The sequence below is a fragment of the Kitasatospora sp. NPDC059673 genome (assembly GCF_042734215.1).
Taxonomy (GTDB): domain Bacteria; phylum Actinomycetota; class Actinomycetes; order Streptomycetales; family Streptomycetaceae; genus Kitasatospora.
This window is the reverse complement of record NZ_JBHWEN010000025.1, coordinates 1-15,882: the sequence shown is the minus strand read 5'-3', so window position 1 is coordinate 15,882 and position 15,882 is coordinate 1. Positions and strand designations below refer to the sequence as shown.

General features: G+C 72.0%; 15 protein-coding genes. 10 read left to right on the top strand and 5 right to left on the bottom strand.

Going from position 1 to position 15,882, the window contains the following annotated elements:
* Positions 1-14 precede the first annotated feature (14 nt).
* From ACFV18_RS25730 to hutI, 3 genes are all read left to right on the top strand, one after another.
* A complete protein-coding gene (locus ACFV18_RS25730; protein ID WP_380487144.1) occupies positions 15-1,202 on the top strand; it encodes an allantoate amidohydrolase in 1,188 nt (395 codons plus the stop codon).
* Positions 1,187-2,539: a formimidoylglutamate deiminase gene (locus ACFV18_RS25725; protein ID WP_380487009.1), complete on the top strand. Its 1,353-nt coding sequence runs from the start codon at positions 1,187-1,189 to the stop codon at positions 2,537-2,539. Before ACFV18_RS25730 ends, ACFV18_RS25725 begins: the two co-directional genes overlap by 16 nt.
* Before the next feature lie 120 nt (positions 2,540-2,659).
* Positions 2,660-3,826 carry an imidazolonepropionase gene (hutI, locus tag ACFV18_RS25720; RefSeq protein WP_380487007.1) on the top strand — a complete coding sequence of 389 codons (1,167 nt, stop codon included), beginning with the start codon at positions 2,660-2,662 and terminating at the stop codon, positions 3,824-3,826.
* Positions 3,827-3,903: 77 nt separating this feature from the next.
* Here the strand turns inward: hutI and ACFV18_RS25715 are convergent, their stop codons facing one another.
* Both ACFV18_RS25715 and ACFV18_RS25710 read right to left on the bottom strand, forming a co-directional pair.
* Positions 3,904-4,260 carry a hypothetical protein gene (locus ACFV18_RS25715; RefSeq protein WP_380487006.1) on the bottom strand — a complete coding sequence of 119 codons (357 nt, stop codon included), beginning with the start codon at positions 4,258-4,260 and terminating at the stop codon, positions 3,904-3,906.
* A 167-nt stretch (positions 4,261-4,427) separates the two neighbouring features.
* Positions 4,428-5,936, bottom strand: coding sequence for a peptide MFS transporter (locus ACFV18_RS25710; protein WP_380487004.1), 1,509 nt, complete (start codon positions 5,934-5,936; stop codon positions 4,428-4,430).
* A gap of 317 nt (positions 5,937-6,253) precedes the next feature.
* Between ACFV18_RS25710 and ACFV18_RS25705 the strand changes: the two genes are divergently transcribed.
* Together ACFV18_RS25705 and ACFV18_RS25700 are read left to right on the top strand one after the other, a co-directional pair.
* The gene (locus ACFV18_RS25705; RefSeq protein ID WP_014136090.1) at positions 6,254-6,928 is read left to right on the top strand and encodes a response regulator transcription factor; all 675 of its coding nucleotides are present in this window, start codon (positions 6,254-6,256) and stop codon (positions 6,926-6,928) included.
* 13 nt (positions 6,929-6,941) lie between these two features.
* Entirely contained in the window at positions 6,942-8,180 is a 1,239-nt protein-coding gene (locus ACFV18_RS25700) for an ATP-binding protein (RefSeq protein ID WP_380487003.1), read from the top strand.
* Positions 8,181-8,187: 7 nt separating this feature from the next.
* Here the strand turns inward: ACFV18_RS25700 and ACFV18_RS25695 are convergent, their stop codons facing one another.
* Positions 8,188-8,709: a GtrA family protein gene (locus tag ACFV18_RS25695; RefSeq protein ID WP_380487001.1), complete on the bottom strand. Its 522-nt coding sequence runs from the start codon at positions 8,707-8,709 to the stop codon at positions 8,188-8,190.
* Between the two features lie 163 nt (positions 8,710-8,872).
* On the opposite strand from ACFV18_RS25695, the gene ACFV18_RS25690 reads away from it, so the two are divergent.
* Genes ACFV18_RS25690 through ACFV18_RS25675 form a run of 4 tightly spaced genes read left to right on the top strand, consistent with a single transcriptional unit; the run spans position 8,873 to position 12,635 of the window.
* Complete coding sequence (locus ACFV18_RS25690) at positions 8,873-10,030, top strand: 5-(carboxyamino)imidazole ribonucleotide synthase (protein ID WP_380486999.1); 1,158 nt, start codon at positions 8,873-8,875, stop codon at positions 10,028-10,030.
* Positions 10,027-10,554 (top strand): 5-(carboxyamino)imidazole ribonucleotide mutase, encoded by a 528-nt coding sequence (purE, locus tag ACFV18_RS25685; RefSeq protein WP_380486997.1) that lies wholly within the window; start codon positions 10,027-10,029, stop codon positions 10,552-10,554. The genes ACFV18_RS25690 and purE overlap by 4 nt, the downstream gene beginning before the upstream one ends.
* Positions 10,555-10,566: 12 nt before the next feature.
* Positions 10,567-11,760, top strand: a complete 1,194-nt coding sequence (locus ACFV18_RS25680) for a dipeptidase (RefSeq protein ID WP_380486995.1) — start codon at positions 10,567-10,569, stop codon at positions 11,758-11,760.
* A 47-nt stretch (positions 11,761-11,807) separates the two neighbouring features.
* A complete protein-coding gene (locus ACFV18_RS25675; RefSeq protein WP_380486993.1) occupies positions 11,808-12,635 on the top strand; it encodes a MerR family transcriptional regulator in 828 nt (275 codons plus the stop codon).
* A gap of 7 nt (positions 12,636-12,642) precedes the next feature.
* Here the strand turns inward: ACFV18_RS25675 and ACFV18_RS25670 are convergent, their stop codons facing one another.
* Together ACFV18_RS25670 and ACFV18_RS25665 are read right to left on the bottom strand one after the other, a co-directional pair.
* On the bottom strand, positions 12,643-13,050 hold the full coding sequence (locus tag ACFV18_RS25670) for a CoA-binding protein (RefSeq protein ID WP_380486991.1): 408 nt from the start codon (positions 13,048-13,050) through the stop codon (positions 12,643-12,645).
* Between the two features lie 28 nt (positions 13,051-13,078).
* Positions 13,079-14,422 carry a UDP-glucose dehydrogenase family protein gene (locus ACFV18_RS25665; RefSeq protein ID WP_380486989.1) on the bottom strand — a complete coding sequence of 448 codons (1,344 nt, stop codon included), beginning with the start codon at positions 14,420-14,422 and terminating at the stop codon, positions 13,079-13,081.
* 141 nt (positions 14,423-14,563) lie between these two features.
* On the opposite strand from ACFV18_RS25665, the gene ACFV18_RS25660 reads away from it, so the two are divergent.
* Positions 14,564-15,706 carry an LCP family protein gene (locus tag ACFV18_RS25660; protein ID WP_380486987.1) on the top strand — a complete coding sequence of 381 codons (1,143 nt, stop codon included), beginning with the start codon at positions 14,564-14,566 and terminating at the stop codon, positions 15,704-15,706.
* Positions 15,707-15,882 lie beyond the last annotated feature (176 nt).

The following is a 15,882-nucleotide window of genomic DNA, read 5'->3' as shown; positions in this document are numbered from 1 at the left end:
AGGGCTTCGACGCGATGTGGGCGGAGCTGCTCCCCGTGGGCCGCTCCGCCTCCTCCGGCGGCTACCGCCGGCACGCCTGGAACTCCGCCGACGCCGAGTGCCGGGCCTGGTTCGAGGAACAGGCCCGGGCCCGCGGCCTGCACCACGAGACGGACCGCAACGGCAACCAGTGGGCCTGGCTCGGCGACCCGACCGCCGGGAACGCCGTCGTCACCGGCTCGCACCTGGACTCCGTCCCCGACGGCGGCGCCTACGACGGCCCGCTCGGGGTGATCTCCTCCTTCGCCGCGCTCGACGAACTCCGCTCGCGCGGCGCCGAGTTGACGCGTCCGCTGGCGATCGCCAACTTCGGCGACGAGGAGGGCGCCCGGTTCGGCGTCGCCTGCGTGGGCAGCCGGCTCGCCACCGGCGTCCTCGACCGGGAGGCCGCGTACCGGCTGCGCGACGCCGACGGGGTGTGGCTGCCCGACGCGATGCTCAAGGCCGGACACGACCCGGCCCGGATCGGCCCCGACCCCGAACTGCTGGGCCGGATCGGCGCGTTCGTGGAGCTCCACATCGAACAGGGCCGGTGGCTGACGGACGAACAGCCGGTCGGCGTGGCCAGTGCGATCTGGCCGCACGGCCGCTGGCGGTTCGACTTCCACGGCGAGGCCAACCACGCCGGCACCACCCGGCTCGCCGACCGCCGCGACCCGATGCTCACCTACGCCACCACCGTGCTCGGCGCCCGCAAGAAGGCCCGCCTCGCCGGGGCGCTCGCCACCTTCGGCAAGGTCGCCGTCGAACCCAACGGCACCAACGCCATCGCCTCGCTGGTCCGCGGCTGGCTCGACTCGCGGGCCGCAGACGAGCAGACGCTGAGCCAACTGGTCGACGCCATCGAGCAGTTGGCGGTCGAGCGCGGCGAACGCGACGGCGTCCGGGTGACCCTCACCCGCGAGTCCTTCACCCCCGTCGTCGACTTCGACGGCCCGCTGCGCGACCGCCTGGCCCACCTGCTGGGAGCCCCCGTGCTGCCCACCGGGGCCGGACACGACGCCGGAATCCTCGCGTCCGCCGTCCCGACCGCCATGCTGTTCGTGCGCAACCCCAGCGGGGTCTCGCACTCCCCGGCCGAACACGCCGAGCAGGCCGACTGCCACGCGGGCGTCGCCGCCCTCGCGGACGTACTGGAGGATCTCGCATGTCAGCCGTCGTGACGTACTGGGCCGAACACGCCTGGCTGCCGCACGCCGACGGCCCCGTGGTCGAACGCGACGTCCTGATCGCCGTCGGCCCCGGCGGCCGGATCACCAAGGTCACCCCCGGGAGCGGGCCCTGCCCCGCCGGGGCCGTCCGGCTGGCCGGGCTCGCGCTGCCCGGGCAGGCGAACGCGCACTCGCACGCCTTCCACCGGGCGCTGCGCTCCCGCGTGCAGGTCGGGTCGGGGACGTTCTGGACCTGGCGCGACACCATGTACCAGGCCGCCTCCGCGCTCGACCCCGACACGTACCTGGCGCTCGCCACCGCGACGTACGCCGAGATGGCGCTGGCCGGCATCACCGCCGTCGGCGAGTTCCACTACCTGCACCACGCGCCCGGCGGCGTCCGGTACGACAACCCGAACGCGATGGGCGAGGCGCTGATCGAGGCCGCCCGGCGGGCCGGCATCCGGATCACCCTGCTCGACACCTGCTACCTGTCCTCCGGTTTCGGCGCCGAACCCACCGAGACCCAACTGCGGTTCTCCGACGGCGACGCCGACGCCTGGGCCGAGAGGGCCTCCGCCCTGGCCGGCGCGGAACACGCCCGGATCGGCGCCGCGGTGCACTCCGTGCGGGCCGTACCCGCCGAACAGCTGGGCACCGTCGCGCACTTCTCCGCGATGCGGAAGGCCCCGCTGCACGTCCACCTCTCCGAACAGACCGCCGAGAACGACGCCTGCCTCACCGCGCACGGCGTCACCCCCACCCGCCTGCTCGCCGACCACGGCGTCCTCGGGCCCCGCACCTCGGCCGTCCACGCGACGCACCTGACGGACGAGGACATCCGGCTGCTCTCCGACACCACCACCACCATCTGCATGTGCCCCACCACCGAGCGGGACCTGGCGGACGGCATCGGCCCCGCGAAGCGGCTGGCCGCCGCGGGCTGCCCGATCAGCCTCGGCTCCGACAGCCACGCCGTCATCGACCCGTTCGAGGAGGCCAGGGCGCTGGAACTCGACGAACGGCTGCGCACCCGCACCCGGGGCCACTGGACGGCGAACGCCCTGCTCCGGGCGGGCAGCGAGGCTGGGCACGCCTCGCTGGGCTGGGACGGGGCGGGGCGGCTGGAGGCCGGATCTCTGGCGGACTTCTGCGTGATCGCGCTGGACAGCGTGCGGACGGCCGGGCCGCCGCCCGAACTGGGCGCGGAGATCGCGGTGTTCGCGGCGAGCGCGGCGGACGTGCGGCACGTCGTCGTGGGCGGGCGACACGTCGTCAAGGACGGGGTGCACCAGCTCGTTCCGGACGTGGCCGGGCAGTTGTCGGCTGCTGTCGCCGCACTGCGGTAACGAAGAGCCCCCAGGGGCGCGAACTTACGGACGTTCACCTTCCGCCTCGCGCAGTTCCCCGCGCCCCTGACGGGGCGCGGGGGTTGAGTGGGACGGGGACACCACTTGAGGACGACCTTCATGAGCCTGTTGATCAGCAACATCGGATCTCTCGTCACCAATGACCCCCTGCTCGGGGAAGGACCGCTCGGGCTGCTGTCCGACGCTGCCGTGGTCGTGGAGGGTGACCGGGTGGTGTGGGTGGGCCGCAGTGCCGAGGCCCCCGCCGCCGACGAGAGCGTGGACGCCGCCGGGCGGGCGCTGCTGCCCGGGTTCGTGGACAGTCACTCACACCTGGTGTTCGCCGGTGACCGCACCGCCGAGTTCAACGCGCGGATGTCGGGCCGTCCGTACTCGGCCGGGGGTATCCGGACCACGGTCGCGGCGACCCGGGCCGCGTCCGATGCCGAGCTGAACGCGAACCTGACCCGGTACCTGGCGGAGATGCTGCGGCAGGGCACCACGACGGTGGAGGTGAAGTCGGGGTATGGGCTGAGCACCGCCGACGAGGCGCGGTCGCTCAGGATCGCGGCCGGTCACACGCAGGAGACCACGTATCTCGGGGCGCACGTGGTGGGCCCCGAGTTCGCGGAGGACCCGGCGGGGTACGTCGAGCTGGTGACGGGGGAGATGCTGGAGGCGTGCGCCCCGTTCGCGCGGTGGGTGGACGTGTTCTGCGAGCGCGGGGCGTTCGACGGCGACCAGGCGCGGGCGGTGCTGACGGCGGGGATGGCGAAGGGGCTGCGGCCGCGGATCCACGCCAACCAGCTGAGCTTCGGCCCGGGCGTGCAGCTCGCGGTGGAGCTGGGCGCGGCGTCCGCCGACCACTGCACCCACCTGACCGATCAGGACGTGGCCGCGCTGGCCGACGGCGACACGGTGGCCACCCTGCTGCCGGGCGCGGAGTTCTCCACCCGGGCGCCCTACCCGGACGCCCGGCGGCTGCTGGACGCCGGGGCGCGGGTCGCGCTGTCCACGGACTGCAACCCGGGCTCCAGCTTCACCAGTTCGATGCCGTTCTGCCTGGCCGTCGCGGTGCGCGAGATGGGCATGACCCCGGACGAGGCGGTGCACGCCGCCACCGCGGGCGGCGCGCTGGCCCTGCGCCGCACCGACGTGGGCCGGATCTCCCCGGGCGCCCGGGCGGATCTGCAGCTGCTGGACGCGCCTTCGCACGTCCACCTGGCCTACCGCCCCGGCGTCCCGCTGACCGCCGCCGTCTGGCAGGGCGGGGTCCGGAAGATCTAGACGGCCGGCTCCAAGGGCGGTGGCCGCCGTGCGGCGACCCGCCGGGTGTCAGCGCAAGGGTGTCAGTGCCGGGGACGCTACTTCGCCGCCAGCTGGTCCAGGTCCAGGGTGGTGAGGGCCGTGGACACGGGGATCCCGGTGCCGGCCGAGGCCGCCAGCCGCGTCCTGACCTCGCCGGGCGTACGGGGCCGCCAGCCGGGGCCGTCGCAGCAGGACGAGTGAAAGGTGACTCCGGCGTTCAGCAGCGCGGTGAGCGCGCGCCAGCCCGCGGTGTCGCGGCGGGGCGGCACGGCGAGGTCGTGTCCGGCGTCGATCAGCTCGCCCCGGCACCGCGGGCAGTGGTGCACTCCCCGCGGCTCCGACCTCTTCTTGCAGGAGGCCCGGCAGGCCAGGCAGACGAAATGCCGGCTCGAACTGATGCGGCGGTAGCACATCCGTGCATCGTAGGGGTTCCGCCGCCGGCCGAGCCGGAGTGGACATCGTGCCTGCTCGGCAGGGAGGCGGAAGCCCCCGCGCTGTGGACCTGCCGGGCGCGCGACGCGGGATCACCCCCCGGCTCCCAAGGGCCGGGGGGTGATCCGACAAGGCGGGCCGGGCAGGACTAGCGCACGTCGCCCATCAGGCGGCCGATCCGGCCGCGGGCGGCGAACAGGCCGAGGCCGGCGGCGATGGCCAGCAGGCCCTGGACGGCGAAGTACCAGGTCGAGCCGACCACGTTGTCACCGAGCAGCAGCTGGGCCAGGGCGGCCACGCAGTCGCCGGCGGTGACCGCGAGGAACCAGATGCCCATCATCTGGCTGGCGTACTTGGCGGGCGCCAGCTTGGTGGTGACGGACAGGCCGACCGGGGAGAGCGTCAGCTCGCCGGTGGTCTGGATCAGGTAGACCACGGCCAGCCACAGCGGGGTGACCTTGACGCCGCCGGACGCGGCCGCCATGGCCAGCATCATCACCAGGAACGACAGGCCGATCATCAGCAGGCCGAAGGCGAACTTGGCGGTGGTGGACGGGTTGCGGCGGCGCGCCGCGGCGTAGTTCCACAGCCAGGCGAACACCGGGGCGAGCGCCATGATGTACAGCGGGTTCAGCGACTGGAACCAGCTGGACGGGAACGAGAAACCGAACAGCGTGCCGGCGGTGTTGCGCTCGGCGAACACGCTGAGGGTCGAACCGGACTGGTCGTAGATCATCCAGAACACCGCAGCGGCGGCGAAGAACCACAGGTAGCCGCTCATCCGGGAGCGCTCCTCGCCGGTCAGCTCCTTGTCGCGGCGGATCCGGGCGAAGACCAGGACGGGAACGGCGATGCCGGCCAGCGAGAGCGGCCAGATCGCCCACGAGACGGTGAAGTGGCCGGTGCCGGCGACCACGCCGTAGAACACGGCGGCGACGGCCAGCCACAGGCCGGCCTTGCGCAGCACCGCGCGGCGTTCGGCGGCGCCGATCGGCGAGGTGACCACGCTGGAGGTCGGGCTGAGGTGCCGGCTGCCCACCAGGTACTGGATCAGGCCGAGGGCCATGCCGACGCCGGCCAGCGCGAAGCCCAGGTGCCAGTTCACTTCCTGGCCCACGGTGCCGATCACCAGCGGCGCGAGGAAGGCGCCGAGGTTGATGCCCATGTAGAAGATCGTGAAGCCGCCGTCCCGGCGCGGGTCGTTGGGCCCGTCGTAGAGGTGGCCGACCATGGTGGAGATGTTGGCCTTCAGCAGGCCGGAGCCGACCGCGATGAAGACCAGGCCGCCGAAGAAGGCCGCCTTGGAGGGCACGGCCAGCAGGAAGTGGCCGACCATGATGATCCCGCCGCCGAGGGCGACGGTGCGCCGGGCGCCGAGCAGCCGGTCGGCGATCCAGCCGCCGGGCAGCGCGAGCAGGTAGACCATGGCGTTGTAGACCGAGTACACGGCGGTGGCGGTGGCCACCTGCATCCCGAGGCCGCCTTCGGCCGCCTTGGTGGACATGTAGACCACCAGCAGGGCGCGCATGCCGTAGAAGCTGAAGCGCTCCCACGTCTCGGTCATGAAGAGGGTGGCGAGGCCGCGGGGGTGGCCGAGGAAGGTCCGTCCTCCGGTGGGGGAGGACCGTACCTCGGACTCCAGGGTGCTCGAAGCCATGCTGATTCCTTGCCTGTCTTGCTCGGGTTCTCCACCACTGTAAGTCGCGAGTTCGGCTGACTGCGGAGCGTGAATGGTATTCAGAAGGTAAAGCGGCGTGTCGTTGCACTGCGCCTTTCGATGCTTGGACGGGAGAATTGCCTGCGATGACAAGGCCCGTGCGAAGAATGTCCATGTAAGCGCAGTTGTTGCCGAAGATGCCCGCAAATGCAAATCGATCACGCCCTGTGACAGTGTTCACAGCGGTCCGGTCGGGCGCGTCACAACCCCCGAAGACCCCCTGATCAGGCGTCCCCGGGCGGTCTACCATCGCCCCTATGACCTGTGTGCTGCTGGCCGAGGACGACCCGGCAATCTCCGAACCGCTGGCCCGCGCCCTGCGCCGCGAGGGCTACGAGGTGCTCGTCCGCGAGGACGGACCGGCCGCCCTGGGCGCCGGCCTCAGCGAGGACGTCGACCTGATCGTGCTGGACCTCGGGCTCCCCGAGATGGACGGCCTGGAGGTGTGCCGGCGGCTGCGCGCCGACGGCAAGAGCTTCCCGGTCCTGGTGCTCACCGCCCGCGCCGACGAGGTGGACACCGTGGTCGGCCTGGACGCCGGCGCCGACGACTACGTCACCAAGCCGTTCCGGCTGGCCGAGCTGCTCGCCCGGGTCCGCGCCCTGCTCCGGCGCGGCAACGTCGACCAGCTCACCACCGGCGCGCACGGCGTGAAGATCGACATCGAGTCGCACCGCGCCTGGCTCGGCGAGGAGGAACTCACCCTCTCCGCCAAGGAGTTCGAGCTGCTGCGGGTGCTGGTGCGGGACGCCGGCCGGGTCGTCACCCGCGAGGAGATCATGCGCCAGGTCTGGGACACCACCTGGTGGACCTCCACCAAGACCCTGGACATGCACATCTCCTGGCTGCGCAAGAAGCTCGGCGACGACGCCGCCAACCCGCGCTACATCGCCACCGTGCGCGGCGTCGGCTTCCGCTTCGAGAAGAACTGAAGGTCCACCCGGCGTGAAGCGCAGGATGATCAACTCACTGCTGGGCGTGGTCCTGGTGGTGGTCGCGGTGTTCTGCGTGCCGTTGGCCCTGATCGAGAAGCAGTCCATCACCAACGCCGCCAACGACCGGGTGGACGCGGTGGCGGTCCGGGTGCTCGGACTGGTGGAGAGCCGGCTCGCCGCGGGTGAGCCGGTCACCGGCGAGAAGTTCGCCGCCGTGGTGACCGAGAACTTCCACGTGACCGTGGACATCCCCGGGCAGCCGCAGATCGTCCTCGGCCGCCCGGTCAACGGGCCCGCGCTGACCGCCACCGAGTCCGGGGCCAGCGGCGAGACCGTCACCGTCGCCCAGTCGCGGGCCGCGCTCGACCACGAGATCGGCAACATGCTGCTGCTGCTCGGTGTGGTCGCCCTGCTGGCCGTGCAGGCCGCCGTGGCGCTCGCCGTCTGGCAGGCCAAACGCCTGGCCCGTCCGCTCACCGACCTCGCCGAGACCGCCGAACGGCTCGGCTCCGGCGACCCCCGCCCGCAGGGCCGCCGCTACGGCGTGCCCGAACTCGACCGGATCGCCGAGGTGTTGGACACCAGCGCGGAACGGATCGCCCGGATGCTCACCGCCGAACGCCGGCTCGCCGCCGACGCCTCCCACCAGCTGCGCACCCCGCTCACCGCGCTCTCCATGCGGCTGGAGGAGATCACCACGCTCGCCGAGGACCCGGACACCGTCCGCGAGGAGGCCACCATCGGCCTCCAGCAGGTCGAACGGCTCACCGACGTGGTGCAGCGGCTGCTCACCAACCAGCGCGACCCCAACAGCCCCACCGCGGTGAGCTTCTGCCTGGACGACGTGCTCAAGCAGCAGGTCGAGGAGTGGGCCCCGACCCTGCGCGACAGCGGACGCCAACTGGTCGTCGAGGGCCTGCGGGACGTCCGGGTGATCGGCACCCCCGGCACCGTCTCCCAGGTGCTGGCCACGCTGATCGAGAACTCGCTGATGCACGGCGCCGGCACCATCACCCTGCGGGCCCGCCGCTCCGGCAGCTCGGTGGTCGCCGAGGTGCAGGACGAAGGGCCGGGCGTCCCCCGGGAACTCGGCAACCGGGTCTTCGAACGGGCCGTCAGCGGCCGCAACTCCACCGGGATCGGGCTGGCCGTCGCCCGCGACCTCGCGGAAGCCGACGGCGGCCGCCTCGAACTGCTGTCGCTGCGGCCGCCGGTGTTCGCGCTGTTCCTCGCCCACGCGGGCGAGTGACACGAGGTCAGTTGGCCAGCGAGCGGCTTTCCTCGGCGGCCAGCAGCAGCTCGGCCTCCTGCACCACCTCGGGGTCCTCCAGCTCCGGCATCGCCTTGAACACCCAGGTGCGGTAGGAGACGAAGCGGAAGACGGTGGCGATCACCAGGCCCAGGAACTTGCCGCCCAGCTTCTCGAACGGGGTGTCCAGGCCCAGCACGTACTGGGTGAAGCCCAGGGTGCCGGTCTCGATCAGCATGCCGATGCCGCTGAACAGCAGGAACAGCGTGATCTCGCGCTTGCGGGAGGCCGCGTCGCGGTCCTTGTACAGCCAGTACCGGTAGCCCAGGTAGTTGGTGCAGATGGCCACCAGGGTGGCCGCGACGTTGGAGCGCAGCGAGGCCAGGCCGATGACGTTGTTGAGGATCCAGAACAGGGCGAAGTTGACCACCACGCCCGAGGCGCCGATCACGGCGAAGCCGACCGCTTCCAGGGACAGGCCGCGCAGCCGCTGGGTCAACGAGGGGCGCGCTACTGTGGTGCTCGTCATCCGGGCGGCTCCGTATGCTTCACATGATCGGAATAAGTGGTGTCGTGCAATCCGGCCCACCAGGCTACCCGCCCCTCTTGAGTGCTCCGTACCACGCCCGGTGCGTACGCCCCACCCGCACGCCGGTGTTGGGCCTTTGACCGGCCCAGATATCCTGGAGCGCGTGACTGTAGCGGGCAATGCGAACTTTCCAGTGGTCGGAGTCATCGGCGGCGGGCAGCTCGCCCGCATGATGCACCAGGCGGGTATCCCGCTGGGCATCCGCTTCAAGCTCCTCGCCGACACTCCCCAGGAGTCGGCCGCGCAGGTGGTCGGCACCACCGAGTACGGCGACTACCGCGACCTCGACGTGCTGCGGGCCTTCGCCGCCGACTGCGACGTCATCACCTTCGACCACGAGCACGTGCCCACCGAGCACCTGCGCGCCCTGCAGGCGGAGGGCGTCGCCGTCCGCCCCGGGCCGGACGCGCTGGTCAACGCCCAGGACAAGGGCGTCATGCGGGCCAAGCTGGACTCCATCGGCGTCCCCTGCCCCCGGCACCGGATCGTCGCCGACCCGGCCGACGTCACCGCCTTCGCCGCCGAGGGCGAGGGTTACCCCGTCATACTGAAGACCGTGCGCGGCGGCTACGACGGCAAGGGCGTCTGGGTCGTCAAGGACGAGGCCGAGGCCGCCGCCCCGTTCCTCGCGGGCGTCCCCGTCCTCGCCGAGGAGAAGGTCGACTTCGTCCGCGAGCTGGCCGCCAACGTGGTGCGCTCGCCCAGCGGCCAGGCCGTCGCCTACCCGGTGGTCGAATCGGTGCAGGAGAACGGCATCTGCGCCGAAGTCACCGCCCCCGCACCGGAACTGGACCCGGCGCTGTCCGACGAGGCCCAGCAGCTCGCCCTCCGCATCGCCGGCGAGCTCGACATCACCGGCCACCTCGCGGTCGAGCTGTTCCAGACCCGCGACGGCCGGATCCTGGTCAACGAACTCGCCATGCGCCCGCACAACTCCGGCCACTGGACCCAGGACGGCGCCGTCACCTCCCAGTTCGAGAACCACCTCCGCGCGGTCCTCGACCTCCCCCTCGGCGACCCCCGCCCCCGCGCCAAGTGGACCGTCATGGTCAACGTCCTCGGCGGCGACTACCCCGACATGTACCACGCCTTCCTGCACTGCATGGCCCGCGACCCCGGTCTCAAGATCCACATGTACGGAAAGGACGTGAAGCCCGGCCGCAAGGTCGGCCACGTCAACGTCTTCGGGGACAACCTCGAAGACACCCGCGAGCGCGCCCGCCACGCGGCCGCCTACCTGCGAGGAACGATCAGCGAATGACCCAGGCACCCCTTGTCGGCATCGTGATGGGCTCCGACTCCGACTGGCCCGTGATGGAGGCCGCCGCGCAGGCGCTCGACGAGTTCGAGGTGCCGTACGAGGTGGATGTGGTGTCCGCGCACCGGATGCCGCGTGAGATGGTCGCGTACGGGGAGCAGGCGCACGGGCGCGGCCTGAAGGCGATCATCGCCGGAGCGGGCGGCGCGGCGCACCTGCCGGGGATGCTGGCGTCGGTGACGCCGCTGCCGGTGATCGGGGTGCCGGTGCCGCTGCGGTACCTGGACGGAATGGACAGCCTGCTGTCGATCGTGCAGATGCCGGCCGGGGTGCCGGTGGCGACGGTCTCGGTGGCGGGGGCGCGCAACGCGGGTCTGCTCGCGGTGCGGATGCTGGCCGCGTTCGACACCGAACTGGCCGAGAAGATGGTCGAGTTCCAGGCCGAGCTGAACAGCCAGGCGACCGAGAAGGGCCGCAAGCTCCGGGCCAAGGTGGCCGGGAACGACTCCTTCGGCTTCGGCAAGTAGTAGAACGGGAGGATGACTCCCGAACTGATCGACCGTGCAAGGGCCGTCCTCCGCACCACCCCCGTGGTGGACGGCCACAACGACCTGCCGTGGGCGATGCGCGCCCAGGTCGGCTACGACCTCGACGCCCTCGACCTGACGGCCGATCAGAGCCACCGGCTGCACACCGACTTCGGCCGCCTGCGGGCGGGCGGGGTCGGTGCCCAGTTCTGGTCGGTGTTCGTGCCCGCCGAGCTGTCCGGCGACGGCGCGGTCAGCGCGACGCTGGAGCAGATCGACTTCGTCCGGACGATGACCGAGCGCCACCCCGAGCACCTGCGGCTCGCGCTGACCGCCGACGACGTGGAGAGCGCCCGCGAGGAGGGCCGGATCGCCTCGCTGATGGGCGCCGAGGGCGGGCACTCCCTCAACTCCTCGCTGGCCACCCTGCGGGCCCTGTACGCGCTCGGCGTGCGGTACTTGACGCTCACCCACAACTCCAACGTGCCGTGGGCGGACTCCGCCACCGACGAGCCGGTGCACAGCGGCCTCACCAGGTTCGGCGAGGAGGTGGTCCGGGAGATGAACCGGCTCGGCATGCTGGTCGACCTCTCGCACGTCTCCGCCGACACCATGCGCGACGCGCTGCGGGTCTCCGAGGCCCCGGTGATCTTCTCGCACTCCTCCTCGCGCGCCGTCTGCGACCACCCGCGCAACGTCCCCGACGACGTGCTCACCACGCTGGCCGGCAACGGCGGCGTCGCGATGGCCACCTTCGTGCCGATGTTCGTCCGGGCCGACGCCATCGAGTGGACGTACGCCGCCGACGCCAACATGACCGCGCACGGCTTCAGCCCGTTCGACACCTCCCCGGAGGCGATGGCCGTGCAGCAGGCCTTCGCGGCCGACCGCCCGCGCCCGATCGCCACCGTCGCGGACGTCGCCGACCACCTCGACCACATGCGCGAGGTGGCCGGCATCGACCACATCGGCATCGGCGGCGACTTCGACGGCACCCCGTTCCTGCCGTCCGGCCTGGACGACGTGGCCGGCTACCCGGTGCTGATCGCCGAACTCCTGCGCCGCAGCTGGTCCGAGGCCGACCTCGCCAAGCTCACCTGGCACAACGCCGTCCGCACGCTCCGCGAGGCCGAGACGGTGTCCCGCCGCCTGCGGGCCGAACGCGGGCCGTCGATCGCCACCCTGGAGCAGTTGGACGGCGCGTGAACGACCGGCTTGACCCTGCCCCTGGGGCAGGCCCGACGCTGACCGGCGTGGAGGAAGAACGGCTGCTCACCACCGGTGAGTTCGCCCGCCGGGGCCTGCTGTCGCCGAAGGCGCTGCGGCTGTACGACCGGCAGGGCCTGCTCCCGCCGGACGTGATCGACCCGGCCACCGGCTACCGGTACTACCGGGCCGGCCGGCTGGCCACCGCGCGGCTGATCGTCCGGCTGCGCGGCCTGGACATGCCGCTCGCCACGGTCGCCGAGGTGCTCGCCCTGCCGGGCCCCGAGGCGGCCGAGCGGATCGGCGCGTACTGGGCGGCCGTCGAACGGCGCACCGTCTCGCAGCGGGCGTTGGCCGAACACCTCCGCGTCCAACTCAGCGGACTGGAAGGAATCGACGAGATGTACCGCATCGAACAGCGCGAGGTGCCGGACCAGCTGGTGCTCACCGAGCAGCGGCGGGCCCGCCCGCAGGACCTGGACGAGTGGATCCCGGCCGCCACCGCGCGGCTGGAGGCGATCGCCGCCGAGCACGGCGGGGTGGCCGCCGCCCCGTTCGTGATCTACCACGGGCAGGTGGACGAGGACAACGACGGCCCGGTCGAGGTCTGCCTGCCGATCGACCCGGCGCGCGCCGCGGGGCTGACCGCCCCGCACCGCGTCGAGCCCGCCCACCGCGAGGCGTTCACCACCATCACCAAGGCGCAGGTGGAGTACCCGCAGATCCTGTCGGCCTACGACGCGGTGTGCGAGTGGGTGGAGTCGGCGGGCACCGAGCGCACCGGCCCGGGCCGCGAGGTGTACTTCGCCGACTGGGCGGCCGCCGCCCCGGACGACCGGATCTGCGACATCGCCTTCCCCGTCCGGGCGGTCTGACCCGGCGTCACAGCCGGGGCAGCTCGATCGCCGGGCAGCGGTTCATCACCATGTCCAGCCCGGCGGCCCGGGTGCGGTCACAGGCGGCCTCGTCGACCACTCCGAGCTGGAACCAGACGGCCTTGGCACCCTTGGCCACCGCCTGGTCGGCGACCTCGCCGGCCAGCTCGGAGTTGACGAACACGTCCACCACGTCGACCGGGAACGGGATCTCGGCGAGCGAGGCGTAGCCCTGCTCGCCGAGCACCGTCTCGGCCTTCGGGTGCACCGGCACGATCCGCTTGCCGGCCCGCTGCAGCACCTGGGCCACCCCGTACGCGGCGCGCGCGGTGTTGGTGGACAGGCCGACCACGGCCCAGGTGTCTCCGCCGGAGGTGAGGATCTTCCGGACGTCCGTGTCGTCTCCGTAGCTCATGCCGGAGAGAACCAGCCGCCCGGTGCGGTCATTCCGCGAACGGCCGGCCCATCGCCCGGTACGTCCAGCCGGCGGCCCGCCAGGCGTCGCCGTCCAGCACGTTGCGGCCGTCCAGCAGGCGGCGCTCGGCGACCAGGGCGCCGACCTCGGCCGGGTCCAGCTCGCGGAACTCCTGCCACTCGGTGAGGTGCAGCACCACGTGCGCACCCTGGACGGCCTCCAGGGCGGACGCCGCGTAGGACAGGCTGGGGAACATCTTGCGGGCGTTGTCCATCGCCTTCGGGTCATAGACCGTCACCTGGGCGCCCTGCAGCTGGATCTGCCCGGCCACGTTCAGCGCCGGCGAGTCCCGGATGTCGTCCGAGTTCGGCTTGAAGGCCGCGCCCAGCACCGCGACCCGGCGGCCCAGGAAGCCGCCGCCGCACTGCTCGCGGGCCAGCTCCACCATCCGGGAGCGGCGCCGCATGTTGATCGAGTCGACCTCGCGCAGGAAGGTCAGCGCCTGGTCGGCGCCCAGCTCCCCGGCCCGGGCCATGAACGCCCGGATGTCCTTGGGCAGGCAGCCGCCGCCGAAGCCCAGCCCGGCGTTCAGGAACTTGCCGCCGATCCGGGCGTCGAAGGACAGCGCCCTGGAGAGCTGCACCACGTCGGCGCCGGCGCTCTCGCAGACCTCGGCCATCGCGTTTATGAACGAGATCTTGGTGGCCAGGAAGGAGTTCGCGGCGGCCTTCACCAGCTCCGCGGTCGCGAAGTCGGTCACCACGAACGGCACGCCGTCCGCGATCGGGCCCGCGTACACCTCGCGCAGCACCCGCTCGGCGTGCTCGCTGCGCACGCCCACCACCAGGCGGTCCGGGTGCAGGGTGTCGCCGACCGCGTAGCCCTCGCGCAGGAACTCCGGGTTCCAGGCCAGCTCGACCTGCTCGCCGGCCGGGGCCAGCGCGGCGAGCCGGGCCGCCAGCCGGTTCGCCGAGCCCACCGGCACGGTGGACTTGCCGACCACCAGGACCGGCCGGTCCAGGTGCGGGGCGAGCGAGTCCACCGCGGTGTCCACGTAGCTCATGTCGGCCGCGAACTCGCCCTTGCGCTGCGGGGTGTTGACGCAGATGAAGTGCACGTCGCCGAAGGCCGCGACCTCCTCCCAGGAGTCGGTGAACCGCAACCGCCCGGTCGAGCCCTCGTGGCCCTCCACGTGCTTGAGCAGCAGCTCCGACAGCCCGGGCTCGAACATCGGCACCCGGCCCGCGGCCAGCGCCGCCAGTTTCTCCCGGTCGATGTCCAGCCCGAGGACCTCGAAGCCGAGCTCGGCCATGCACGCGGCATGCGTGGCGCCCAGGTAGCCGGTACCGATCACCGTGATGCGCGGAGCCACGGGCGTTCCCTTCCGTTCGGGCCGTTCCAGGCAGTGCGACGGCCGCACGCACAGATGGTATCGGTACCGCTACCACCTGCGGGATCCGCCGATTTCACGGTTTCCCCCCGAAAGTCTGTACGGAAGCCTCACAATGCGCGCATGACTGCCGAGGAGCGGCCCGACGAGGCCGACGAGGACCAGGGGCCACTCAGCATCTTCGACCGCGACGACGAGCACGACCCTTCGAGCGAGGAGACCGGGGCCGAGCAGGCACCGCGCCGCCGCCGGGGCCGCCGGCTGCTGCTGTGGACCCTCGCCGTCCTGCTGGTGCTGTTCGGCGCCGGCTTCGGCGCCCTGGTGTGGACCGCCGACCACTACGCGTCCTCGGTGGCCCGGATCCCGAACGCCTTCCCGACCGGCACCGCCGCCCAGCCCACCGCCGTCCCGCACACCGGCCAGACCTTCCTGCTGGTCGGCCTGGACGCCCGCGCCGACCGGCCCACCACCGGCAAGGACGCCAAGGCCCCGGCCTGGCAGCTGGGCGCGCAGCGCAGCGACACCATGATGCTGATGCACATCTCCGCCGACCGGAAGTCCGTCTCCGTGGTGTCCATCCCGCGCGACACCTGGGTCCCCGTCCCCGGCCACGGCAACGCGAAGATCAACGCCGCCTACTCCTGGGGCGGCCCCGCACTGATGGTGCAGACCGTCCAGGACCTCACCCACATCCGGATCGACCACGTCGCGGTGATCGACTGGAACGGCTTCCGCGCCCTCACCGACGCCGTCGGCGGCGTCGACATCACCATCCCGCGCACCATCGAGGCCAAGGGCGACGCCCGCGAATGGCTGGCCGGAACCCACCACATGGACGGCGCCGAGGCCCTGCTCTACGTCCGCGAACGCCACGGCCTGCCGAACGGCGACCTCGACCGCACCAAGCGCCAGCAGAACTTCCTGCGCGCGCTGATGCTCCGCACCATGAACTCCGGCACCCTCTCCAGCCCCGGCAAACTCACCGGCCTGCTCGGCACCGTCGGCGACGTGGTCTCCGTCGACGACCGGCTCAGCAACAGCGACCTCTACGACCTCGCCTGGAGCCTGCGCGCGGTCCGCCCCGACGGCGTCCACTTCATGAACGCCCCCTTCGGCGGCTTCGACTCCATCGACGGCCAGTCCGTCGTCCTGATGGACACCGGTGCGGCCGGCCTGCTCTGGGACGCGATGCGCGCCGACCGCATGGACGACTACCTCGCCCAGCACCGCACCAGTACGGACACCCTCGGCGACAACGTCGACTGACCCGGCCGAGGTGCCTAGGATGAGAATTACTCGACGGTAACCAGCGCAAGGGGCAGAGCAGATGGCGGGAAACTCCGGAGCGGACTTCGACCTCTACCGGCTGAGCGAGGAGCACGAGATGCTCCGTGAGTCGGTGCGTTCGCTGGCCGAGGCGAAGATCGCCCCGTTCGCGGCGG